The organism is Streptomyces sp. NPDC058758 (genome assembly GCF_042746075.1).
Lineage (GTDB): Bacteria > Actinomycetota > Actinomycetes > Streptomycetales > Streptomycetaceae > Streptomyces.
Genome location: NZ_JBHYPS010000002.1, coordinates 148,654 through 172,237, shown reverse-complemented (window position 1 = coordinate 172,237; position 23,584 = coordinate 148,654). Strand labels below are relative to the sequence as shown.

21 protein-coding genes are annotated in these 23,584 nt (G+C 73.6%); 5 read left to right on the top strand and 16 right to left on the bottom strand.

Annotated features, from left to right (window positions below; all coding sequences use genetic code 11):
- Positions 1-37 precede the first annotated feature (37 nt).
- Positions 38-1,309 (bottom strand): MFS transporter, encoded by a 1,272-nt coding sequence (locus ACFW6A_RS03640; RefSeq protein ID WP_351842776.1) that lies wholly within the window; start codon positions 1,307-1,309, stop codon positions 38-40.
- On the bottom strand, positions 1,306-2,022 hold the full coding sequence (locus ACFW6A_RS03635) for an FCD domain-containing protein (RefSeq protein ID WP_351842774.1): 717 nt from the start codon (positions 2,020-2,022) through the stop codon (positions 1,306-1,308). Before ACFW6A_RS03635 ends, ACFW6A_RS03640 begins: the two co-directional genes overlap by 4 nt.
- A gap of 169 nt (positions 2,023-2,191) precedes the next feature.
- Between ACFW6A_RS03635 and lpdA the strand changes: the two genes are divergently transcribed.
- Entirely contained in the window at positions 2,192-3,595 is a 1,404-nt protein-coding gene (gene lpdA / locus ACFW6A_RS03630) for a dihydrolipoyl dehydrogenase (RefSeq protein WP_351842772.1), read from the top strand.
- A gap of 108 nt (positions 3,596-3,703) precedes the next feature.
- Positions 3,704-4,333: a rhomboid-like protein gene (locus ACFW6A_RS03625; RefSeq protein WP_386481717.1), complete on the top strand. Its 630-nt coding sequence runs from the start codon at positions 3,704-3,706 to the stop codon at positions 4,331-4,333.
- A 144-nt stretch (positions 4,334-4,477) separates the two neighbouring features.
- Here the strand turns inward: ACFW6A_RS03625 and ACFW6A_RS03620 are convergent, their stop codons facing one another.
- From ACFW6A_RS03620 to ACFW6A_RS03580, 9 genes are all read right to left on the bottom strand, one after another.
- Positions 4,478-5,284, bottom strand: coding sequence for an HAD family hydrolase (locus ACFW6A_RS03620; protein WP_351842769.1), 807 nt, complete (start codon positions 5,282-5,284; stop codon positions 4,478-4,480).
- A complete protein-coding gene (gene serS, locus ACFW6A_RS03615) occupies positions 5,281-6,570 on the bottom strand; it encodes a serine--tRNA ligase (RefSeq protein WP_351842767.1) in 1,290 nt (429 codons plus the stop codon). The genes ACFW6A_RS03620 and serS overlap by 4 nt, the downstream gene beginning before the upstream one ends.
- Before the next feature lie 466 nt (positions 6,571-7,036).
- Positions 7,037-7,972: a prephenate dehydratase gene (gene pheA, locus ACFW6A_RS03610; RefSeq protein ID WP_351842765.1), complete on the bottom strand. Its 936-nt coding sequence runs from the start codon at positions 7,970-7,972 to the stop codon at positions 7,037-7,039.
- A gap of 90 nt (positions 7,973-8,062) precedes the next feature.
- Positions 8,063-9,385: an iron uptake transporter deferrochelatase/peroxidase subunit gene (gene efeB / locus ACFW6A_RS03605; RefSeq protein ID WP_386481721.1), complete on the bottom strand. Its 1,323-nt coding sequence runs from the start codon at positions 9,383-9,385 to the stop codon at positions 8,063-8,065.
- Positions 9,386-11,386: a copper resistance CopC/CopD family protein gene (locus tag ACFW6A_RS03600; protein ID WP_386638462.1), complete on the bottom strand. Its 2,001-nt coding sequence runs from the start codon at positions 11,384-11,386 to the stop codon at positions 9,386-9,388.
- Between the two features lie 21 nt (positions 11,387-11,407).
- Positions 11,408-11,860, bottom strand: a complete 453-nt coding sequence (locus ACFW6A_RS03595) for a copper chaperone PCu(A)C (RefSeq protein ID WP_351842761.1) — start codon at positions 11,858-11,860, stop codon at positions 11,408-11,410.
- Entirely contained in the window at positions 11,857-12,591 is a 735-nt protein-coding gene (locus ACFW6A_RS03590; protein ID WP_351842759.1) for an SCO family protein, read from the bottom strand. The genes ACFW6A_RS03595 and ACFW6A_RS03590 overlap by 4 nt, the downstream gene beginning before the upstream one ends.
- A 124-nt stretch (positions 12,592-12,715) precedes the next feature.
- Positions 12,716-13,477: a YcnI family protein gene (locus ACFW6A_RS03585; RefSeq protein WP_351842757.1), complete on the bottom strand. Its 762-nt coding sequence runs from the start codon at positions 13,475-13,477 to the stop codon at positions 12,716-12,718.
- 146 nt (positions 13,478-13,623) lie between these two features.
- Positions 13,624-14,406 (bottom strand): hypothetical protein, encoded by a 783-nt coding sequence (locus ACFW6A_RS03580; RefSeq protein ID WP_386481728.1) that lies wholly within the window; start codon positions 14,404-14,406, stop codon positions 13,624-13,626.
- Between the two features lie 204 nt (positions 14,407-14,610).
- On the opposite strand from ACFW6A_RS03580, the gene ACFW6A_RS03575 reads away from it, so the two are divergent.
- Positions 14,611-15,060, top strand: a complete 450-nt coding sequence (locus ACFW6A_RS03575; RefSeq protein WP_351842753.1) for an ATP-binding protein — start codon at positions 14,611-14,613, stop codon at positions 15,058-15,060.
- Positions 15,061-15,208: 148 nt separating this feature from the next.
- Here ACFW6A_RS03575 and ACFW6A_RS03570 read toward each other — a convergent pair whose 3' ends face one another.
- Both ACFW6A_RS03570 and ACFW6A_RS03565 read right to left on the bottom strand, forming a co-directional pair.
- Complete coding sequence (locus tag ACFW6A_RS03570) at positions 15,209-16,666, bottom strand: aminopeptidase P family protein (RefSeq protein WP_351842751.1); 1,458 nt, start codon at positions 16,664-16,666, stop codon at positions 15,209-15,211.
- Positions 16,667-16,769: 103 nt separating this feature from the next.
- Positions 16,770-18,260 (bottom strand): PP2C family protein-serine/threonine phosphatase, encoded by a 1,491-nt coding sequence (locus ACFW6A_RS03565; RefSeq protein WP_351842749.1) that lies wholly within the window; start codon positions 18,258-18,260, stop codon positions 16,770-16,772.
- Between the two features lie 492 nt (positions 18,261-18,752).
- Between ACFW6A_RS03565 and ACFW6A_RS03560 the strand changes: the two genes are divergently transcribed.
- On the top strand, positions 18,753-19,568 hold the full coding sequence (locus ACFW6A_RS03560) for a bifunctional DNA primase/polymerase (RefSeq protein ID WP_386638458.1): 816 nt from the start codon (positions 18,753-18,755) through the stop codon (positions 19,566-19,568).
- A gap of 193 nt (positions 19,569-19,761) precedes the next feature.
- Positions 19,762-20,502, top strand: coding sequence for a hypothetical protein (locus ACFW6A_RS03555; RefSeq protein WP_386638455.1), 741 nt, complete (start codon positions 19,762-19,764; stop codon positions 20,500-20,502).
- A 218-nt stretch (positions 20,503-20,720) separates the two neighbouring features.
- Here the strand turns inward: ACFW6A_RS03555 and ACFW6A_RS03550 are convergent, their stop codons facing one another.
- The 3 genes from ACFW6A_RS03550 to ACFW6A_RS03540 form a co-directional block, all read right to left on the bottom strand.
- Complete coding sequence (locus tag ACFW6A_RS03550) at positions 20,721-21,698, bottom strand: DUF5926 family protein (protein WP_386486291.1); 978 nt, start codon at positions 21,696-21,698, stop codon at positions 20,721-20,723.
- Between the two features lie 304 nt (positions 21,699-22,002).
- Complete coding sequence (locus ACFW6A_RS03545) at positions 22,003-22,605, bottom strand: ATP-binding protein (RefSeq protein ID WP_386486294.1); 603 nt, start codon at positions 22,603-22,605, stop codon at positions 22,003-22,005.
- Between the two features lie 78 nt (positions 22,606-22,683).
- A complete protein-coding gene (locus ACFW6A_RS03540; protein ID WP_351842739.1) occupies positions 22,684-23,523 on the bottom strand; it encodes a glycerophosphodiester phosphodiesterase in 840 nt (279 codons plus the stop codon).
- Positions 23,524-23,584: the final 61 nt, after the last annotated feature.

Sequence of the window (23,584 nt, the reverse complement as noted above, 5' to 3'; positions counted from 1 at the left end):
TCCTGGCGGACCGCGAGACGGTCCGCCGGCCCGACCGTCAGACGGTGCGGTCGCGGGCGGCGAGCAGTCCGACGCCCGCGGCCGCCGCGCAGACCCCGAGCACCAGCGTGATCGGCACCGTCCAGGAGCCGGTCACCTGGTGCAGGGCGCCGGCCGCGAGCGGTCCGGCGGCGGCCATCAGATAGCCGACCGTCTGGGCCATCCCGGAGAGCCGGGCGGCCGTCGGGGCGTCCTTGGTCCGCAGCACGATCAGGGTCAGGGCGAGCCCCAGGGCCCCGCCCTGGCCGATGCCGAGGACCGCGGACCAGAGCCAGGCGCCCTCGGCGGGGGCGACGAGCAGCCCGGCGTACCCGGCCGCGACCATCGCCGTCACCAGCACCACCAGCGGGCGCTGGCTCCGCATGCGGCCCGCGAGCAGCGGCACCGCGAAGGCCCCGGCGATCTGGATCAGGTTGTTGAAGGCGAAGACCACGCCGGCCTCGGAGCGGGTCATCCCGTGGTCGGTGAAGATCGTCGGCATCCAGGCGATCAGCACGTACGACCACAACGACTGCAGGCCCATGAATAGGGTCACCTGCCAGGCGAGCGCCGAGCGCCACACGCGCGTGGGCGCGGCGCCGGCGGCCGGGACGGCCCGTACCTCGTGACCGGTACGGCCCCGGGCGATCAGCACCTGCGGCAGCCAGCCCACCGCCGCCACGACGGCGAGCAGCGACCAGAAGCCGAGCGACCCCTGCCAGCCCCCGCCGAGCGCGTCCTCCAGGGGCACGGCCGCCGCCGCGGCGAGCGTGGCACCGGCGACCATGGCCCCGGTGTAGACGGAGGTCATCGTGGCGGCCCGGTCCGGGAAGTCCCGCTTGATGAGCCCCGGCATGAGCACGTTGAGCAGGGCGATCGCGGTGCCCACGAGGACCCCGCCGCCGTACAGCGCCAGGACCGAGGGCAGCAGGCGCACCAGGATGCCGCCGGCCAGCAGCAGGAGGGCGGCGAGGACCGTCCGCTCGGCGCCGAAGCGGCGGCCCAGCCAGGGCGCGACCAGGGCGCCGAGGCCCAGGAAGAGCACCGGGATCGAGGTGATGAGGGAGCCGGCCGTCGAGGAGAGGCCGAAGCTCCCGGCGATCTCGCCGACCAGCGGGGCCACGCTCGCCAGCGCGACCCGCATGTTGAGCGAGGCGAGCACGATGCCGACGAGCAGCAGCACCGGATGGGCGAGCAGCGCCCGCCGCGCGGCCGCCCCCGCCGCCGAGGGCCGTACGTCGGCCTCGGCGTCGACCAGCACGCGCGCGGGGCCCGTCTCCGTACCCCTCACGACCGGGCCCCGCCGTCCGCGCCGGCCGCGCCGGACCCCGGGTCCAGCAGCGCCGCCACCGTCTCCGCCGGTATCCGCAGCAGCTCGCGGGCCTGGCGTTCGGCGGCGTCCGCGTCGCCGGCCTCGACGGCGGCGACCAGGGCCTCGTGGGCGTCGATGTCGACCGGCGGCATCGCGCGGTCGCCGAGCGCCTCGACCAGGACCTCGTGGACCTGCGTCGAGAAGAAGCGGTAGACCTCGATGAAGGCGGCGTTGTGGGTGGCGCCGACCACGGCGAGGTGGAAGGCCAGGTCCGCGTCGGCGTCCCGGTCGCCCTCCTCGCGCAGGGTGGTCAGGGCGGCCCGCAGCCGCAGCAGGTCGTGGGTGTCCCGGCGCTCCGCCGCGAGCCGGGCCGCCTCCGCCTCCAGGGCGGTCCGCAGCTCCAGGACGTCGCGGGCGCCCGCGTGCCGGACCCCGTGCAGGACGGCGGCCGGGTCGGCGGTGGAGCGGACGAAGGTGCCGTTGCCCTGCCGGGACTCCAGGAGCCCGGCGTGGACGAGGACCCGGATCGCCTCGCGGACGGTGTTGCGGCCGACGCCGAGCTGCTCCGCGAGCTCGTGCTCGGTCGGGATGCGGTCGCCGACGGACCACTCGCCGCCGGCGAGTTGCGCCCGCAGCTGCTCCACCGCGGAGTCCACCAGCGAGGTCCGCCCCGCCGCTCTCAGTGCCGCCATCCGTTCCGCACCTCCATGCCGTCCGTCCCACCGGCTGATTCGCCCGGTTGCCCGGTCATCCTACAAGTAATCCACAGTGGTGGCCGCGGCCACCGGGCAGTGCCCGGCGACCGGACTACTGTGGGCTCGTACGTGCACCGAACACCCTCATCACCCTCGGGAGTCAGTCATGTCAGACCGCTTCGACGTCGTCGTACTCGGAGCTGGCCCCGGCGGCTACGTCGCCGCCATCCGCGCCGCCCAGCTGGGCAAGCGGGTCGCGGTCGTCGAGGAGAAGTACTGGGGCGGTGTCTGCCTGAACGTCGGCTGCATCCCCACCAAGGCGCTGCTCCGCAACGCCGAACTGGCGCACATCTTCCACCACGAGGCCAAGACCTTCGGCATCAAGGTCGACGGCACGGTGACCTTCGACTACGGCGACGCCTACCGCCGCAGCCGCACGGTCGCGGACGGCCGCGTCAAGGGCGTCCACTTCCTGATGAAGAAGAACGGCATCACGGAGTTCGACGGGCGGGGCACGTTCGTCGACGCGAACACCCTCCAGGTGGCGAAGGCCGACGGCACGACGCAGACGATCACCTTCGAGAACTGCATCATCGCCACCGGCGCCTCCCCGCGCCTGCTGCCCGGCACCGCCCTCAGCGACCGGGTCGTCTCGTACGAGCAGCAGATCCTCGCCGAGGACGCGCCGAAGTCGATCGTCATCGCCGGCGCCGGCGCCATCGGCATCGAGTTCGCGTACGTGCTGAACAACTACGGCACCAAGGTCACCATCGTCGAGTTCCTCGACCGGATGGCCCCGCTGGAGGACGAGGAGGTGTCGAAGGAGCTGGCGAAGCAGTACCGCAAGCTCGGCATCGACGTCCTCACCTCGACCCGCGTCGAGTCCATCGACGAGACCGGCCCGCAGGTCCGCGTCACCGTCACCGGCAAGGACGGCGCCAGCAAGGTCCTGGAGGCCGACAAGGTCCTCCAGGCCATCGGCTTCGCCCCGAACGTCTCCGGCTACGGCCTGGAGAACACCGGTGTCGCCCTCACCGAGCGCGGCGCGATCGACGTCGACGGCCGCTGCCGCACCTCGGTGCCGAACATCTTCGCGATCGGTGACGTCACCGCGAAGCTGATGCTCGCGCACACCGCCGAGGCCATGGGCGTCATCGCCGCCGAGACCATCGCGGACGCCGAGACCATGGAGCTCGACTACGCCATGATCCCGCGCGCGACCTACTGCCAGCCGCAGATCGCCAGCTTCGGCTACACCGAGGCGCAGGCCCGCGAGAAGGGCTACGACGTCAAGGTCGCGAAGTTCCCCTTCATGGCGAACGGCAAGGCGCACGGCCTCGGCGACTCCACCGGCTTCGTCAAGATCGTCGCCGACGCGAAGTACGGCGAGATCATCGGCGCCCACCTGATCGGCCCGGACGTCACCGAGCTGCTGCCCGAGCTGACCCTGGCCCAGCAGTGGGACCTCACCGTTCACGAGGTCGCGCGGAACGTCCACGCCCACCCGACCCTGGGCGAGGCCGTCAAGGAGGCGATCCACGGCATCGCCGGCCACATGATCAACTTCTGAGGCCCCGCCTGGCCTCATAGGTTTCTCCTGGTTCCAGGTGATAGGCACTGAGAAGTGCCGAGCGAAACCTTCCCGGGTGGCGAACCCTCCCGACCGATCAGGTCGTGGGTGCGTTCGTCACCCGGTACGCACCTCTGGCTCGCGGTCATCGCGCTCACCAGCCTGGTCCTCGCCCTCTCGCCCGACGGCTTCGACACCTATCTGCTGCACCGCAACAGCAGCAACCTCTACCAGCTCGCCCGCCATCCGGTCCGCGCCCTGCTCGGCAGCGCGTTCTGGATCCAGGACCCGGCCGCGCTGCTCTTCTACGCGGTCCTCTTCGAGCTGTTCCACGCGCCCGTGGAGCGCTGGCTGGGCACGCCGAAGTGGCTCTTCACCGTCGCCACCGCGCACATCGCCGCCACCCTCGTCAGCCAGCAGGTCGTCCTCCACGCGATCACCCACCACGACGTCCCGCGCAGCATGGCCCACGTCGTCGACATCGGCGTGAGCTACGGGCTGGCAGCCTCCGCCGGCGTCCTCGCCTACCGGCTGCACGGCGCCTGGCGCCTGCTGTACCTCACCGGGGCCGTCGCCTTCTTCCTCGTCCCGCTGCTCGCGGACCGCACGTACACCGACCTCGGGCACGCGATCTCGCTGGCGATCGGTCTTGCCTGCTACCCGCTCACCCGGAACCCGGACGGCGGCGGGCCGCGCGGAAAACCGTTCGCCCCCGAACGGCGCCCCGGCGCACACTAGTTGTGCGGGGGACACGGGGGATCTCCCGAGGGGCGGCCGCTTCGAGCGCGTGGACTCCGGTCCGCGCGGGCCGCCCCTTTCTCGTACACGGAAGGGCCCGCCTCCCCCGGGAGGCGGGCCCTTCCACGTACGTCCGAGACCCTCTCAGGAGGCCAGCAGGCGCTCCAGGACGACCGCGATGCCGTCCTCCTCATTGGAGGCGGTCACCTCGTCCGCGACCGCCCGCAGCTCCTCGTGCGCGTTGCCCATCGCGACCCCGCGCGCGGCCCAGCCGAACATCGGGATGTCGTTGGGCATGTCGCCGAAGGCGATGGTCTCCGCCGCCTTCACGCCGAGCCGGCGCGCCGCGAGCGAGAGGCCGGTGGCCTTGCTCAGGCCGAGCGGCAGGATCTCCACGATCCCCGGGCCCGCCATGACCACGTCGACCAGCCCGCCCACGGTGGCGCGCGCGACGGCGGTCAGCTCGTCGTCGGACATCGCCGGGTGCTGGATGTAGAGCTTGGTGAGCGGCGCCGCCCACACCTCGGCCGGATCCTCGTACGGCACGTACGGCAGCGGGCCCTCCTGCGCCTGGTAGCCGGGGCCGATCAGGACCTCGCCCTCCAGGCCGTCCCGGCTCGCGGCGATCGCCAGCGGGCCGGCCTCCGCCTCGATCTTGGACAGCGCGAGTCCGGCGAGCTGCCGGTCCAGGGTCAGGGAGGTCAGCAGCCGGTGCTCGCCGGCGTGGTAGACCTGCGCGCCCTGGCCGCACACCGCGAGGCCCTCGTAGCCGAGGTCGTCGAGGATGTGCCGGGTCCAGGGCACCGCCCGGCCGGTGACGACGATGTGCGCGGCGCCGGCCGCCGTCGCCGCGGCGAGCGCCTCCCGGGTGCGGTCCGAGACGGACTCGTCGGCCCGCAGCAGCGTGCCGTCGAGGTCCGTCGCGACCAGGCGGTAGGGGAAGGCGCTCACTTGGCGATCGGCTCCAGGACCTCGCGCCCGCCCAGGTACGGCCGGAGGATCTCCGGGACGCGCACCGAACCGTCGGCGAGCTGGTGGTTCTCCAGGATGGCGACGATCGTGCGCGGGACGGCGCACAGCGTGCCGTTCAGCGTGGCGAGCGGCTGGACGGTCTTCTTGCCGCCCTGCTCCTCGCGCATGCGGACCGAGAGGCGGCGGGCCTGGAAGCTGTCGCAGTTGGACGCCGAGGTCAGCTCGCGGTACTTGCCCTGGGTGGGGATCCAGGCCTCGCAGTCGAACTTGCGGGAGGCCGAGGCGCCGAGGTCGCCGGTGGCGACGTCGATCACCTGGAAGGGCAGCTCCAGGGAGGTGAGCCACTGCTTCTCCCAGTCGAGGAGCCGCTTGTGCTCGTTCTCCGCGTCCTCGGGCGCGACGTAGGAGAACATCTCGACCTTGTCGAACTGGTGGACGCGGAAGATGCCGCGGGTGTCCTTGCCGTACGTGCCTGCCTCGCGGCGGAAGCAGGGCGAGAAGCCCGCGTACCGCAGCGGCAGCTTGTCGGCGTCGATGATCTCGTCCATGTGGTACGCGGCGAGCGGGACCTCGGAGGTGCCGACCAGGTAGTAGTCGTCCTTCTCCAGGTGGTACACGTTCTCCGCGGCCTGGCCGAGGAAGCCGGTGCCCTCCATCGCGCGCGGGCGGACCAGCGCGGGGGTGAGCATCGGGACGAAGCCGGCCTCGGTGGCCTGCGCGATGGCCGCGTTGACCAGCGCGAGCTCCAGGAGGGCGCCGACGCCGGTCAGGTAGTAGAAGCGCGAGCCGGAGACCTTGGCGCCCCGCTCGACGTCGATGGCGCCGAGCGCCTCGCCCAGCTCCAGGTGGTCCTTGGGCTCGAAGCCCTCGGCGGCGAAGTCGCGGATGGTGCCGTGCGTCTCCAGGACGACGAAGTCCTCCTCGCCGCCGACCGGCACGTCCGTGTGGACGATGTTGCCGAGCCGGAGGAGGAGCGCGCGGGCCGTCTCGTCGGCCTCGTTCTGCTCGGCCTCGGCGGCCTTGACGTCGGTCTTGAGCTGCTCGGCCCGCTGGAGGAGCTCGGCGCGCTCCTCCGGGGTGGCCTTGGGGATCAGCTTTCCGAGCGACTTCTGCTCGGAGCGGAGCTCGTCGAAGCGGACGCCGGACGACCTGCGCCGCTCATCGGCGGAGAGCAGGGCGTCGACGAGGCCGACGTCCTCTCCACGGGCGCGCTGGGAGGCGCGAACACGGTCGGGGTCCTCACGGAGCAGGCGAAGGTCAATCACCCCACCAGGCTACCGGTGTGTGCTCGCCCGACCTCACCGGATATATGGGCGCGTGTTGATATGCCCGGATTGAGGTTGTTGTTGGGGTCTCGGGAATTCCATCGGGCCGAGTTATCCACAGGGTGTGCGGAAGTTCTGTGGATTTCGGCTCCGCCGCCTCCGAATTGCGTGATCAAACACCATTCACGCACTCATTTCGAGGGGAATCGATCGCTCCGGAGGGTGAGTGGGAGGGGGCCGTTCTGACGTATGCGGGGGTGGGCCCTGTGGATGGAGTGCATGCGCGCGAGGGGTGACGAGGGGGATTTGTCGACCTTGTCGGGGGCGGGTGTCGACTTGTCCCCAGCCTGCGCGTCACGCCTGTGGATAACTGATGTGGGAAACCGAAAAGTATGCAGGTAGGACTAATAAAGCCTGCCTGTGGATGACCGGACGCACGCACCGCGTCGTTCGGTCAGTATCGCGGTCAGGCCCTGCCGTCCTGGGCCCTCGCCAGCCAGTCGGAGGCAGCCGTGAACTCCTCGTCCGAGGTCCCCCGCCGCAGCGGCCTGACGTCCGCGCGGGACGCGCCCGCCCGCGGGTACGAGCCGAGGAACCGCACCTGCGGACAGATCCGCTTCAGACCCATCAGGGCCTCGCCGACCCGCCGGTCCGAGACGTGGCCCTCGGCGTCCACCGCGAAGCAGTAGTTCCCGATCCCCGCCCCGGTCGGCCGGGACTGGATCAGCATCAGGTTCACCCCGCGCACCGCGAACTCCTGGAGGAGTTCCAGAAGGGCACCCGGATGATCGTCACCCAGCCACAGCACCACCGAGGTCTTGTCCGCGCCGGTCGGCGCCGCCGGCCGGGCCGGCCGGCCCACGAGCACGAAACGCGTCTCCGCGTTCTCCGCGTCGTGGATCTCCTTGACCAGGGCCTCCAGGCCGTACGTCGCCGCCGCGAACTCACCCGCGAAGGCCGCGTCGAACCGCCCCTCCTGCACCAGCCGGGCGCCGTCCGCGTTGGACGCCGCCGACTCCCACACCGCCTCCGGGAGGTGCTTGCGCAGCCAGTTGCGCACCTGCGGCTGGGCCACCGGATGGCCCGTCACCGTCTTGACGTCCGACAGCGCGGTCCCGGGGCGCACCAGCAGCGCGAAGGCGATCGGCAGCAGCACCTCGCGGTAGATCATCAGCGGCTCGCCCGAGGCCAGCTCGTCGAGGGTCGCCGTCACACCGCCCTCGACCGAGTTCTCGATCGGGACGAGCGCGGCGGCCGCCTCCCCGTTCCGTACGGCGTCGAGCGCGGCCGGGACGGAGACCATGGGGACGAGTTCCCGCGTGGCCGCCTCGGGCAGGCTCCGCAGCGCGGCCTCCGTGAACGTGCCTTCGGGGCCGAGGTAGGTGTACCGGGTGGCGGACATACCGTCACCCTAATGCGGACCGGAGGCCCCGCCCTCCCCGTCTCAGCCCTCGGCCCCCGGCGGTCGCCTGCTCCCGGACGGCGGCGGGACTCAGCCCTCCAGCAGTCGCTGACCGACGTACTCGCCCTCGGCGGCCCCGCCCGGCACGGCGAAGAGCCCGCTGGACTCGTGCCGGATGAACGCCGACAGCGCGTCGCCCCGGTCGAGCTTGCGCTGCACCGGCACGAAGCCCCGCAGCGGGTCGGCCTGCCAGCAGATGAAGAGGAGCCCCGCGTCCGGGGTGCCGTCCGCACCGATCCCGTCGTGGAAGGAGAAGGGCCGGCGCAGCATCGCCGCGCCGCCGTTCTGTTCGGGGGCGGAGATCCGGGCGTGGGCGTTGTCGGGGACGGCGAGCTTTCCGTCCGGCCCCCTCTTGTCCAGGTCCAGGGGGGTGGTCTCCGAACCGCCGGACAGCGGGGCCCCGTCCGCCTTGCGCCGGCCGATGACCCGCTCCTGCCTCTCCCGCGGCAGGCCCTCCCAGTCGTCCAGGAGCATCCGGATCCGCCGCACGACCGCGTAGGAGCCGCCCGCCATCCAGTCCTGGGCGCCGGTCGCCCCGGCGGGGACGAAGATCCGCCGGTCGAAGTCGGGGTCGGTGGGCTTGGGGTTGTTGGTGCCGTCGACCTGGCCCATCAGGTTCCGGGCCGTCATCGGGCGGGCGGTCGCCCCGGCGGAGCGGTTGAAGCCGTTCATCTGCCAGCGCACCCGGGCCGCGTCCCCGGCCTCCTTCTGGAGCGCGCGCAGCGCGTGGAAGGCGACCAGGGCGTCGTCCGCCCCGATCTGCACCCACAGGTCGCCCTCCGAGCGCTTCGGGTCGACCGCGTCGGAGGAGAAGACGGGCAGCGGGTCGAGCTGCTCCGGACGCCGGGCGGCCAGCCCGGTCCGGTCGAAGAAGGTGCGGCCGAAGCCGAAGGTGACCGTCAGGGACGACGGGCCCGCGTCCAGCGCGATCCCGGTGTCCTCCGGCGGGGCCTCCCCGGCCATCAGCGTGCGCGCCGTCGCCGACCAGCGGCGCAGCAGCGCGGCGGCCTCCTTGCGCCCGGCGCCCGGCGCGAGGTCGAAGGCGACGAGATGGCCGCGGGCCTGGAGCGGGGTGGTGATCCCGGGCTGGTGTTTCCCGTGAAACATCACCTCGGTGGCCCCCACCGAGGCGAGGGCGCGGGAGCCACCGGCGCCGGCCGTCGCGGAGCCGTCGTCGGAGACGGCAGCCGCGATCCCGGCACCGCCGGCGGCGCCGATCACCAGGCCGGCCGCGCCCGCGGCGCCGACCGTGCCGAGCAGCCGGCGCCGGGAGATGTCGAGGTGGCCGCTGTCGGGGGCGGAGGCGGGGGCTCCGTCGGACGCGGGGCCGGTCACGGGGTTGCTCACGGTCATTCAGCCGATCTTGACGTTCTTCTCGATGGTGGTCTGGTCGATCTCGGAGGTACGGACCGTCACCTGGATCCGCCACTCGCCGGGCAGCGGGAGCTGGACGCCGCTCGCGCTCCAGTGCCCGGTCTGGATCCGGTCGGGGGCGACGGGCAGCGGGCCGACGCCCTTCTCCTCCAGGGTGAGGTTCACCTTGATCTCGGGGACGTCCAACGGCTTGCCGTTGGGGCGCTCGACGAAGAGGTGAAGGCCGTTGGCGCCGGTGCGGCCGGGGTCGAGGCTGAGCCGTACGACGCCCTTGCCGTCCACGCCGCCGGTGTCGAAGGGGAGCCGGAAGTCCACCGGGCGGTCGGGCACCGCGGTCGAGCCGGCCGTCGTCCCTCCGGTCCGGGCAGCCTCCTCCTCGGTGCGGCCGGGTTCGGTGGAGGTGAGGACGGTGGTCACGGCGAGCAGGACGACGGCGACGGCGGCCTCGGTCAGCACCGAGCGGCGCAGCCCGGTCCGCTCGGGGTCCGCGTCCCGCGCCTTCTTCCGCCGGGCGGTGGCCACGGCGGCCCGCTGCCGGGCGAGCTGGGCGGCCCGCTCGGGGTCGGGGTCGGGCTCGGGCTCGGAGGCGGTGCCGGGGCCGGTCTCCTCCTGAAGGCCCTCGCCCTCGGCGGCTCCGCTCTCCGGGCCCTCGCCCTCAAGGCCCTCTTCCTCGTCCTCCGGCTCCGGTTCGGCCTCGCCTTCCTGCTCCAGGCCCGGGTCCGGAAGCGCCGGCGCCCGGTCCGCCAGGCGCCGGGTCCAGCGGCGGGATATCCAGGCGATGCCGACGAGCACGCCCATCAGACCGATCTTCACCAGGAGCAGCTGCCCGTACCGGGTGCCGGTGAGGGCGGACCAGGAGCCGACCTGGCGCCAGGACTGGTAGAGGCCGGTGGCGACCAGGACGACCACCGAGACGAAGGCGACGCGGGAGAAGCGCTCGACCGCCGCGCGCTCCACGGAGGGCACCCGGTAGAGGGCGACCAGCAGGGTGGTGAGGCCGCCGAGCCAGGCGGCGACCGCGAGGAGGTGCAGGATGTCGACCGGCATCGCGATGCCGGGCTGGATGCCGGTGGAGGCGTGCTCGGCCAGCGCCCAGGTGCCGGCGATGCCCGCGGCGACCACGGTGCCGCCGAGGCCCAGGCCGAAGGAGAGGTCCTTGCGCTCCTTCGGGTCGGTGCGCCGGGCGTAGGCGCCGAAGAGGACGGCGACGAAGAGCGCGGCCGCCCCGAGCAGCAGCAGCCGGGAGGTGAGCGCCGCCCCGGTCTTGGTCTGGAGGACGGCCTGGAGGCCGCCCAGGTCGAAGACGTCGGCGAGCTTGCCGGAGCCGGTGTACGGACCGCGCAGCAGCAGCATGACCAGGGTGGCGCCGGTGAGGGTCAGCCAGCCCCGGACGACCGTCCGCTGAACGGGCCGGACGCCCGCCCCGCGCGGCCAGCACAGCAGCACGAAGGCGCCGCCGCCGACGAGGACGGCGAAGCCCGCGTACGACAGATAGCGCGCGATCCCGTAGAGGGCGCCGACGACCCCGCCGCCGGCCGCCTGCTCGGGCAGGGCGACCGAGGTGGCGGAGGGGGCGCCGATGGAGAAGGTGAAGGCCCCGGCGATGGGATGGCTGTCGGCGGAGACGGTCTGCCAGGCGACGGTGTAGGTGCCGTCCGGCAGACCGGCCCGCAGGGCCACGCCGTACTTGACGACGGCGCCGCTGCACAGGTCGATGATCTCGCCGGTGTCGGCCCGCCGGCCCGACGGGTCGAGGACCCGGATCGAGTCGGGGCTCATTGCGACCTGCTCCGAGAAGGTGAGGCCGACCTCCTCGGGGGCGGTGGCGACCACCGCCCCGTCCTGCGGGTCGCTCCCGGTCAGGGCCGCGTGCGCGGAGGCGGGGGCGGCGCCGGCGAGGAGCACGCCCAGGAGGGCGGCCGCGAGAACGAGCAGCCGGGCCAGGGCGGCGCCGAGGCGCGGGGCGGTGGATGTCGTCACAGTGTCACTCCGTCAACGAGCTCAGTGCTGCTGCGGGTTGTGGTTGGTGGCCTCGACGGGCAGCTCGACCGTGATCGGGTCGGCCTTCTCGAAGTGCAGCTCGACGCTGACCTTCTCGCCCTGCTTCGGCTTCTTCTTCAGTGCCATGAACATGAGGTGGTTGCCGCCCCGGGCCAGCTTCAGCTCCCCGTTGGCGGGGATGTCGAAGGCCTTCACCATCTGCATCTTCTGGTTCTTCGTCTCGTGCATGGTGACGTCGTCCGAGAGCGGGCTGGTGACCGAGGTCAGCCTGTCGGCGGTGTCACCGGTGTTCTCGATGGTGAGGAAGCCGCCGGCCATGTCCGCCACGGGCTGGGGCATGTACGCGCCGCTGACCTTCAGCTCGGGCTTTCCGCCGTCGGACGAGCACCCGGTGAGCGCGAGCGCGGCGGCGAGCGCCACGGCGGCGGACAGGGCGGTGGTGCGGCGGGTCACGGGTTCTCCCCCTTGATGATCTTCGGCAGGTCCTTGGCGTAGTCGTCGACGGTGGCGTCCTCCCCGTACAGGACGTAGCCCTGGTCGGTGGTGGGGGAGAAGGCGACGACCTGGGCGCCGTGCATGGAGACGACGGTGCCGTCCTTCTCCTTCTTCGGCGGGTCGATGCCGATGCCGATCGAGCGGGCGCCCGCCTGGATCGCCGAGAAGTCGCCGGTGAGCCCGGTGAAGGAGGCGTCGCCGAAGCCGGGCAGCCACTTGGCCAGCGAGGCGGCCGTGTCCCGCTCGGGGTCGGTGGTGACGAAGACGACCTGGAGCTTGTCCTGGTCGGCCTGGGGGAGCCGCTTCTTGGCGATGGCGATGTTGCTCATCGTCAGCGGGCACACGTCGGGGCAGTTGGTGTAGCCGAAGTAGATGAGCGTCGGCTTGCCCTTGGTGCGCTCGCGCAGGTCGTAGCTCTCGCCCTTGGTGTCGGTGAGGACGAGGTCGGGCTTGGTGAAGGGGCGGTCCAGGACGGTGGCGGCCCGGGTCTTCTCGGTGACGCCCTCGATCTGGGCGACGCCGGAGGACGCGGTGTCCTTCGTGTCGTCGCCGCCGAGGCCGACCGCGGCGACGATGCCGAGGGCGGCGACGATCGCGACGGCGGCGACGATCAGCGGGGTGCGCCGCCCGGGGCGGCCGGTGGTGCCGTCCCCGTCGCTCGGGGACGGGGACGTCTTCTCTGTGGACATGGCGGTGACTGTCTTTCGGAGTGCGGGACGTGCTGGAAGTGCTGGACGCGCCGGACGCGCAGGAGGCGCCGGGCGCGCTCGACGTCCCGGCGGGCCGGACGGGCCGGCCCGCCGGGACGGGCCGTCAGGCCGAGCGGCGGCGGCCGGCGAGGACGCCGAAGGCGATGCCGGCGAGGCCGACGAGGATGCCGACGACGCCGAGGACGCGGGCCATGGTGTCGGTGGAGGAGGCCGAGGCGGTCTCGGTGGTGGCGTGGTCGCCGTCGGCCCCGTGACCGGCCTTCGCGTCGGTGGAGGCGGAGGCCGAGGCGGTGGGCGCGGCGGAGGCGGCGCCGCCTCCGTGGTGGTCCTCGCCCGCGGGCGAGAGCTTCAGGACGGGGGCCGGGTTCTGGGGCTCCTCGGAGCCCTTCTGCTCCTCGATCCAGCGCACGACCTCGTCGTTGTCGTACGTCTGGACGGCCTTGAGGACGAGCTGGTCGGTGTCCTCCGGCAGCTGGCCGAGGGAGAGCGGGAACTGCTGGAACTGGCCGGGGCCGATCTTCGAGCCGTCCGCGGTCCAGGTGACCTTGGAGACGGCCTCGTTGATCTGCTTGCCGTGCAGGGTCAGCGGCTTGTCCAGCTTGGTCTTGGTGACCTCGGCCTTCCAGCCCGGGACCGGCTGCGGCATGACGGAGGCGAGCGGGTGGTCCAGCGGGAAGTTGACCTCCAGCTTCACGGTGGAGGCGTTGTCGCGCTCGTTCGGGACCTTGACGTTCACGGTCGCGTAGCCGCCCTGGGCGGCCTCGCCCTGCGGCTGCACGCCCACGTGGGCGAAGGCCGTGCCCGAGAGGAGCACGACGGAGGCGGCGGCGGTGCCGGCGGCGAGGGCGACGCGGGACAGGTTCATGAAGAGACACTCCGGCTCGGTGAGGGGGTCCGCGGAGGGACCCCGGAGAGGGGAAGGCGGTCCGGTCCTGCGCCGCGGGGCCACGGGGGAAACCGGGCGGGTGGGCGCGGACGGGCGCGGTCCCGCTCCCCGTGGAGCGGACCGCGTCAGGCTGCGAGGACGCAGGCGGCGGCCGGCGGGCCGCGGCGGATCACCGTGTGCTGGAGTGCCCCGGCCACCGGCGGCGGCGAGGAGTCGAAGGCGGTGCGGGTCGGGCCGCGCGGACCGGCGGGGGCCAGCGCCGCCAGGCCGGCGAGCAGGGCCCGGACGAGCCGGAGGGCGGTGCGCAGGGCGCGGACCAGGGTGCCCTCGGCGAGTTCGGCGGCCCGCTGTTCGGAGAGTTCGGCGACCCGGACCAGGGCGAGGTCGCCCCGGCGCAGCAGCCAGCCGGCCACCAGGGCGGCGAGCAGGTGCCCGAGGAGCATCGGCAGGCTCGGCAGCAGCGCGTCGCCGGGCGTCGCGCCGGCCGCGTGCATGCCCGCGTGGGCGTGCGCGGCGGCGGCCGGGTCGATGCCGGCGCGGCTGAGGATCCCGGCGGCGTCGCCGGGGGTGAGGGAGGCGGCGCCCGCCCCGCAGACGAGCTTGGCGGCCATCCGCACGAGCGTGTCGTCGGCCTGGGTGCTCAGGGCGAGCTGCCGCTGGCCGAGACCGAAGAGCAGATGGAGCCCGAGCTGGCCGCCGGCGAGGGCGGCGACGACGAAGCCGAGGGAGCGCTCGCGTCCGGTGAGCAGGACCGTGACCCCGAAGACGCCGAGGAGTCCGGCGAGGAGGGTCCACAGGGCGATGCCCGCACAGGCGGCGAGCGCGTGTCCCAGCGCGGACAGCACGACGCAGACCGCGGTGAACACCGCGGCCCTCAGCAGCCGTGGAGCGAGCGCGGGGGCAGACATGGCGGCCCCATCATCGCACCAGGCCCCCCGTCCTCATGAGGCAGGTCCGCAAGGTCGCTCTTGGGGGTGTTCGGGCGGACATACACCGGCCCCGGGGCCCCTCGCGTCCGCCGAACGGGCGCTCTTGACGCTTCCGCGCGCTTACGGACCGCCGTCGGCGGCAATAGCTAGGGGTATGTCGAGCCGCTGCCGGGAGGCTGGAGCATGAGCATCTGGTGGTCACTCCATCTGCGGCGCGAGGCCGCGAGCGTGCCGCTCGCCCGGCGCCTCTTCCTCGGCACCATGGAGACGGCCGGGGTCGATCCCGAGGTGTCCTACGACCTGTCGGTGGCCCTCACCGAGGCGTGTGCCAACGCGGTCGAGCACGGGGGCGGCGCGGCCGCGGGCCGGGGCTCGGAGGCGTACCGGGTGACGGCCTTCCTCGACGGCGAGACCTGCCGCATCGAGGTGACGGACGCCGGCCCCGGCTTCCCCGGCGCGCCGGCGGCGCCCGCTCCGGCGGCCCGTCCGGACGCCGAGGACGGCCGCGGCCTCCGCCTGATCGAGGAGCTCTCCGACCACGTCCACTTCGGCCGCTCGGGCCGGGGCGGCGCGGTGGTCAGCTTCGACAAGCTCCTCAAGTGGAAGGACACCCCGACCCTGCTGATGGCGTGACCGGACCGACGACGTGCCCCGGCCGCGGGCGTGATCGTGCCGACGACGCGCCCCGGCCGAAGCACTGGCCCGGCCGCGGGTCTGATCCGGTCGCGGGCACGGGAAAGGCCCCGCCCGGTGGTCACCGGGCGGGGCCTTCGCGCGGTCGTCAGCCCTTCAGGGCCGCCATCCACGCCTCGACCTCGTCGGAGCGGCGCGGCAGCTGGTCCGACAGGTTCCGGTTGCCGTCCTCGGTGACGAGGATGTCGTCCTCGATCCGGACGCCGATGCCGCGGTACTCCTCCGGCACGGTCAGGTCGTCGGCCTGGAAGTAGAGCCCCGGCTCGACGGTCAGGCACATGCCCGGCTCCAGCGTGGTGTCGACGTACGCCTCGGTGCGCGCGGCGGCGCAGTCGTGGACGTCCATGCCGAGCATGTGGCCGGTGCCGTGCAGGGTCCAGCGGCGCTGGAGGCCCAGCTCCAGGACGCGCTCGGCCGGGCCCTCGACGAGGCCCCACTCGACGAGCTTCTCCGCGAGCACGCGCTGGGCGGCGTCGTGGAAGTCGCGGTAGGCGGCGCCGGGCTTCACCGCGGCGATGCCCGCCTCCTGCGCCTCGTACACGGCGTCGTAGATCTTGCGCTGGATCTCCGTGTACCGGCCGTTGATCGGCAGGGTGCGGGTGACGTCGGCGGTGTACAGCTCGGTGGTCTCGACGCCGGCGTCGAGCAGGAGCAGGTCGCCGGAGCGGACGGCCCCGTCGTTGCGGACCCAGTGGAGGGTGCAGGCGTGCGGGCCGGCGGCGCAGATGGAGCCGTAGCCGACGTCGTTGCCCTCGACGCGGGCGCGGAGGAAGAAGGTGCCCTCGATGTAGCGCTCGCTGGTGGCCTCGGCCTTGTCGAGGACCTTCACGACGTCCTCGAAGCCGCGGGCGGTGGAGGCGCAGGCCTTCTCCAGCTCGGCGATCTCGAAGGAGTCCTTGATCAGCCGGGCCTCGGAGAGGTACACGCGCAGCTCTTCGTCGCGCTCGGCGGTGACCTTGTCGGTGAGGGCGGCCTCGATGCCGGCGTCGTGGCCGCGCACGGCGCGGACCGGGCCGGTGGCCTCGCCCAGGGCGGCGGTCAGCTCGCGCACGTCCTTCGCCGGGAGGCCGAGCAGCTGCTCCGCCTCGGCGAGGGAGTGGCGGCGGCCGACCCACAGCTCGCCCATGCCGTCGAGCCAGAACTCGCCGTTCTCGCGGTTCGAGCGCGGCAGCAGGTAGATCGTGGCCTCATGGCCGTCCTTCACCGGCTCCAGGACGAGGACGCCGTCGTGCGTCTGGTCGCCGGTGAGGTACGCGTACTCGGTGGAGGCGCGGAAGCTGTACTCGGTGTCGTTCGACCGGGTCTTCAGGTTGCCGGCCGGGATCACCAGGCGCTCGCCCGGGAAGCGGGCGGAGAGCGCGGCGCGGCGCGCGGCGGTCTCGGCGGCCTGCGGGATCGGCGCGAGGCCGGTCAGCTCCGTGTCGGCCCAGCCGGACTTCATGTTCTCGGCGAGCTCGTCGGACACGCCCTGGTACAGGCCGTTCTTCCGCTGCTTGATCGGCTCTTCGGCCTCGTCCGGGGTCTCCGGAGTGAGCTCTTCGGCCACGGGTCTGCCTCCTCTGGTACGACACTGAACCCCCTCCATCGTACGGTCGTACGGAAGGGGGCCCAGGGCCGGAGGACCTGTTACCGCGCGGTCACCGGCGGGATCAGTCGAAGCGGGCGGCGAGCAGCACCACGTCCTCGCCCTCCACCGCCGGGTCGAGCCCGTCCGGGAGCACGGTCCGCAGCACGTGGTCGGCGACGGCGCCCGGGTCGTCCCGGTCCGTCCGGGGCACGTTCGCGGCGGCGGCGTGGAGCCGGGCGAAGGCCCGGTCGACGGGGTCGCCGGTACGCCGCAGCAGCCCGTCCGTGTAGAGCAGCACCGTTTCTCCAGGCGCGGCCTCCAGCTCCACGCTGGGCGCCTCCCAGCAGGAGAGCATCCCGAGCGGGGCGGAGAGCGAGGTCTCCACGTACTCGGTGCGGCGCTCGCCGATGAGCAGCGGAGGGGCGTGGCCGGCTCCGGCCAGGACGAGCCGGCGGCGGGCGGGCTCGGCGTAGGCGAAGAGCGCGGTGGCCGAGCGGGCCGGCTCGGTGAGGCGGAGCAGCAGCTCCAGGTCGGAGAGGACGGCGACCGGGTCCTCGCCCTCCATCACCGCGTACGCCCGCAGCGAGGCGCGCAGCCGGCCCATCGCGGCCAGCGCGCTCGGCCCGGTGCCGGAGACGGAGCCGACGGAGAGCCCGAGGGCGCCGTCGGGCAGCGGGAGCGCGTCGTACCAGTCGCCGCCGCCGCGGGGGCCGGTGCGGTGGCGGGCGGCGAGCCGGACGCCGGGGACGCGGGGGAGCCGGCTCGGGAGCAGCTCCTCCGCGACGGTGGAGACCTGGACGCGGGCCCGCTCGACCTGGAGGAGGCGGGCGAGGTGCTCGGTGGCGAAGCGGCCGTAGAGGCCGACGAGGTGGCGCTGGCGGTCGGTGGGGGCGGCGGGCTCGTCGTAGAACCAGACGCCGGCGCCGATCCGGCCGGCCTCCTCGGTGGCGAGGGGGAGGGCGTAGCTGGCGGCGTAGCCGAGCCGGGCGGCGACCTCGCGGTGGCGGGGGTCGAGTCCCTCCTCGGCGCGCACGTCGGGGATGGCGATGGGGTCCGGGACGCGGGCGGGGCCGCGCGGGTCCGCCGGGTCGGCGAGTCCGTCGAGGAGGCGGCCGTGGCCGGTGGCGGCGCGGGGGACGGTCTCGATGGTGCCGAGGTCGGCGTGGGCGAGGCCGAGGCCGACGGTGGCGGTGGGGCCGAGGCCGTCGGCGGGTTCGAGGACGGCCATGCCGCGGCGGGCGCCCACGAGGGCGGCTCCCGCGGCGAGGACCTCGTGGAGGGCCTCGTCGAGGGTGGCGGTCCTGATGAGCCGCTCGGTGAGTTCGTGGAGGGTGGTGAGGTCGGAGACCCAGCCGGCGAGGCGGTCCGTGATCAGGGCGCCGGGCGCGGGGGCCGCGTCGGCCGGTGCCGCGGCGGCGGGAACGCCCGCGAGGGGCGCCTTAGTGTGCGGCGGAGCGGGAACCGTGGAGTCGATTCCGGCCACTTTCGCAAGGTGCTTCGGCAGGTGTGGGGAAGTCATCCCGGTCGGCTTTCCGACCGGTGCGTTTGAGGCCATGGCATCGCAAACCCCCATGTCATAGAGCACCGCTCGATGTCTCCACATGTACACGCACCCGAGGAGCGATGTCCAGCATTGTCCCCGTGGGACTTGTGGTGTCCGGGGGACGTTCCGGGAGGTCGTGCGCAGGGGTTGAAGTGAGCTGGAAGTTGGCTGAAAATTGCCCCCGGTGTGCACCATTTGCGGTCGACTGGCGTCGTTTGAAAGCGCGTCATTCTGAGCGTGTGGGGTACGTAATCGATGACAGGCAGGGGCAGTTGACAGTGCCCCGGGATCGAGAAGCGGAACCCCGGCGTCGTACGTGCCGCAGGCCGCGGCCCGTCCCCGCGTGGCGGGGATCGTGTTCTGAACCGGTTTCGACCTGACTGTGACCCGGCCCCGTTCCGGCCGGCCCCGCCCCGGGCGGGGCGACGCACCGCCGACGCTGTACGCGCTGATACGCACGGTGAAGAGATCTGCACGTGGTGTGATGTGGATTCGGCGTTCAACGGAAAGGAACGAGCGCTCATGCGCGAGATCCTCGGAAGGCGACGCAGGCTCCGGTTCCGGCGCAAGGCGAGGACCGCACGGCAGGAAGCGGCGGTCGCCTTCGCGGTCGATTGGGACTGGCCCGTCCTGCCGGGAGTGGGCCTGGCGGAGCCCGCCGGCGCGACGAAGACCTCCGGCCCCGGCGGCCCGCGGACGAAGCCCGGAACCGGCGGCGCGGAGCGGTCCGGCGCGGGCCGCGCGGAGCGGTCCGGAACCGGCGGCCCGGCCGAGCGGTCCGGCGGTGCGATCCGGGCCGGCGCCGACGGGCCGGTGTGCGCCTGCCCCGACGCCGACTGCGTGGTCCCCGGCGCCCACCCCTTCGACCCCGGCCTCCTGGCCGCCACCACCGACGAGCGGATGATCCGCTGGTGGTGGACCCGGCGCCCGGACGCCCCGGTCCTGCTGGCCACCGGCGGCCGCGCCCCCTGCGCGGTGAGCCTCCCGGCCCTCGCGGGCGCGCGCGCCCTGCGGGACCTCGACGCGATGGGCATGCGGCTCGGCCCCGTGGTGGCGACGCCGACCCGCTGGTCGATCCTGGTCGCCCCGTACGGCCTCGAACGGCTCGGCGAGCTGCTGTACGCGAAGGACAGCGTGCCCAGCTCGCTGCGCTTCCACGGAGAGGGCGGCTACCTGCTGCTGCCGCCGTCCACGGCGGGCACCGGTCAGGCCCGCTGGGAGCGGGCCCCGCTCGCGGGCTCCGCCCGCCCGTGGCTGCCGGACGTGGAGGCCGTCGTCGACGCCCTGGTCGCGGCGAGCACGGCCACGCCGGGCGGCGGGAGCCGGCTCGCGTACTGAGCCGGAGCCGGTGCGGGAGGGGGCCACGCGCGCGTGCCGGGTGATCCGGCCGCCCGCCGCCGTTCACCCGAACGGGTGTGTCCTGGGCCGACGCGTACGGGAATCGGGCGCGCGGCCCGCCGGGTGCCCGTCCGGCGCCGATAGGTTCGCCCCACCGTCCTCGATCGTCTCCCGAACAGAGCAGGTGGGTCGCATGAGTCGGCTGAGCCCGGCGCACCTCCGCATGGCCGGCCTCGGCACCGCCGTCGCGATCGCCGTCCTGGTGCCCCTGGCGGCCAAGGCGGGCGGCGGCGCCGGCACCCCGCCGAGGGCGGCGCTCCCGGCACCGGCCGATGCGAAGCCCGCCGATGCGAAGCCCGCCGACCCGGGGTCCGCCGACCCGGGGTCCGCCGACCCGGGGTCCACCGACCCGGGCGTCGGAGGTGCGGAAGGCGGTGGTCCGGACGGCGGCGGGGGCGGGTCGGTGGGCGAGCTGCTCGGTGGCCTGGGGCTCGGCCGGGAGGCCGGTGTATCCGGGGGCACCCCGCCCTCCCCGGCGGCTCCGGTACGCGGGGAGGCCGCCGCCCCCGCGGGGGCGCCCGAGCGGATCAGCCGCTGCGGTCCCGAAGTCGCCGCGCCCGAGGGCGTCGAGGCGCAGACCTGTGTCCTCTCCGAGGGACCGGACGTCTGGGCGCGCACCTACTACCGCAACGCCACCGGCCGGAAGATCGACGCGATTCTGACCCTCATGGCGCCCGGCGGCCGGACGGTCCAGGTGCGCTGCGCGGTGCCCGCGCGCGACGAGCCGGGCACCTGTGAGACCCCGGAGGAACCGGGGGCGGGAGCGGCGTCCGCGTATACGGCCGTGGCGGAATTCGCGGAGAGCGACGAAGGCGGCGACGCGCCGCTGTTGCTCCGCTCGGGCAGCAACACGGCCGACGACGAAGCGAGTTGAGAAGCGGCCCCGGCGCGACGGCGGGGCGGGCATGGAAACGCCCGGTCGCTGGCGACGGGGGATGCACCAGCGACCGGGCTCCCAGAACGGTAACAAGAGATCTGCTGTTCGCAAATTCGATCTCGGTTATTCGGACAGGGATTTACCGCTCCGTAGGTTCCGCTGTGGCGGAAGTCACCGACTGGTCGGTCTGTCAGTCACCGATACCACCTGGGGTATCAGCTGAGAGTGACCTGACGGTTCGTGAGGCCGCCGCGCGCCCGGCGCTCCTCGGCGGTGAGCGGGGCGTCGACGCCGAGCGCCTCCGCCAGCCGACCGGCGAACTCGGCGGCGGGCTTCTCGCACTCCTCGGCGGTCATCGCCGACGGCAGGTCCCACACCGGCACCATCAGGCCGTGGGCGCGGAAGGAGCCGACGAGACGGGTGTCCGGGCCGAGCGAGGTGGTGCCGGCGACGTGGAGGCGGGCGAGCGCGTCGAGGAGCTTCTCCTCCGGGTGCGGCATGACCCAGCGCAGGTGGTTCTTCTCCGGGGTCTCGCACCAGTAGGCGGCGTCGACCGAGTCCAGCTTCACCGTCGGGATGGCGGCGGCGTTGGCCCGCTCCAGGGAGGCGGCGACCTCGGGGTCGGCGCCGTCCGCCGACTGCGGGATCCAGAACTCGAAGCCGGTGTGGACCTCGGGCACGAACGCGGCGTCCGCGTCGAGCAGGTCCTGCAGGCGCGGGCCCTCGGGGTCGACGCGGCGCGGCGGCACCGGGTTGCCCGGCTCGGTCTCCAGCGCGCGCTGGAGCGTGTCGGCGAGGTCGCGGGAGAGGTCGCCGGAGGTCCCGTCGTTCTGCAGGGCGAGCAGGACCGAGCCGTCGTCGCGGCGGAGCGCCGGCCAGGCCATCGGCAGGACCGTCGCGAGGGTCACCGACGGCACGCCCTCGGGCAGACCGCCCTTGAGGGTGAGCGGCACGGTGGCGGCGGGCACCAGCTCGCGCAGCGCGACCAGGTCGCACTCGCCGGACAGGCCCTCGAAGGGGCGCTGGACGTGCTCGGTCGCGGCGTGCGCGGCGGCCCGGCCGTGGCACGCCTTGTAGCGGCGGCCCGAACCGCACGGGCACGGCTCGCGCGCGCCGACGACCGGGATCTCCCCGTTCGTGACCTGTGCCTGGCCGCTCTTGGCGGCCTTCGTCTGGGGGCGCTTCTTGGCCATGGTGTGGCTTTCTCCCGATCGCGGTGCTGTGTCGGGCGCGAGCCTAGCCGTCCGGACGCCCCCGGAAGCTCAGCCGTGCCACGACCCCCCGTCGGCGCGGTGCCCGCCGGCCACGGCTCCCACGGCCCGGACGCCGCGCCCGGAGCCGTACGGACGGTCCGGCGTACGGGGTGTACGGACGGTCCGATGCGATGTACGAAGCCGTGCGGACGGTCCGGCGTACGGAGCCGTGCGGACGGAGCGGCGTACCGGTGGCCGACGTACCGGCCGGGAGCGGGCCGGCCGTCGGTCGTCCCCCGGGGCGTCAGTCCAGGTCGTCGTACGCGTCGAGGAGGTCGAAGCCGGAGCCGGTGCCGACCCGGGCCGCGAAGTCCTCGCGGCGGTGGCCCTCCGTCACGCGCACCCAGACGGTGACCTCGCCCGTCGCGCTGTCGCGCACGCCCCAGTCCTGGGCCAGGGCGCCGATGATGTGGAGCCCGCGTCCGCCGCGCGCCGTGACCGAGGGCGTGGACGGGACGGGTCTCGTGGGACCGCCTCCGTCCGTCACCTCGACCATCAGGCCGCCCGACGGATCGAGCCGCCAGGCCGCCAGCACGTCGCCCTCGCCACGGTCGCCCCGGCCCAGCGGCCTGCCGTGCCGGTAGGCGTTGCTGAGCAGTTCGGACAAGATCAGGATCGCGTCGTCGACGACCGATTCCGACACCCCGCCGCGGTACAGCTCGTCCCGCATCCGGTGTCGCGCTTCCCCCACGCCCGCAGGGCCATGGGGTACGGCCATGCTCGACGACGTGGGCACCTTCTGTGCCACCACCAACGCCACCCCCGAGACCTCCTTCGCCCCACGCCACCGTGTGGATGCCCCGGTGACCGCGACCGGAAACCGCCTGTTCCGGGTGGGGTGGAGCACAAGTGACGATCGCGTACGCGCCGAACGCGCCGGCGTGCTCCCCGCGGCCGCCCCCGGCGGGGCGTCCGGGGCCGTGACTCAGGAGCGGCCGAGGTGCTCCAGGACCCGCTTGGGGCGGTTGGTGATGATCGCGTCGACCCCGAGCCGCAGGCAGAGCTCGACGTCCTCCGGATCGTCCACCGTCCAGACGTGGACCTGGTGGCCCGCCTTCTGGAGGCGGAGGATGACGGCCGGGTGGTGACGGACGATCCGGATGGAGGGCCCCGCCACGCGCGCGCCCGCGGGCAGCCGCCCGTCGCGCAGCCGGGGGGTGACGAACTGGGTGAGGGAGACGGTCGGGAGCGTCGGCGAGGCGGCGGAGATCCGTTGCAGCGAGCGGGCCGAGAAGCTCATGACCCGGACCGGGGACTCCTCGGCCGCCACGGGTGCGTGCAGGCCGAAACGCTTCAGGAGCGCGAGGAGCCGGTCCTCGACCTGGCCCGCCCAGCGGGTGGGGTGCTTGGTCTCGATGGCGAGCTCGACCCGCCGCCCCGCGTCGGAGACGAGCTCCAGGAGCCGTTCCAGGGTGAGGACCGAGGTGTACTCGGGGTCGCCCCAGTCCGGGCTCTCCCCCGGCTCGCCGGAGTCCTCGCGCTCCTTGAACCGCTTCCAGGCGCCGAAGTCCAGCGTGGAGAGGTCGGCGAGTTCGAGGGTGGAGACGGCTCCGCGGCCGTTGGAGGTACGGTCGACGCGACGGTCGTGGACGCAGACCAGGTGGCCGTCGGCCGTGAGCCGTACGTCGCACTCCAGGGCGTCGGCGCCGTCCTCGATGGCCTTCACATAGGCGGCCAGGGTGTGTTCCGGCGCGTCCTCCGAGGCCCCTCGGTGGGCGACGACCTGGACGGGACCGGGGTGCGGTTGCTGCCGTGCGTGGGTCACCGCGTCATGGTGCCATTGGCGGGGCGGGCAGGGCACATCGGACCTGTCCGTTCTGCCCAGT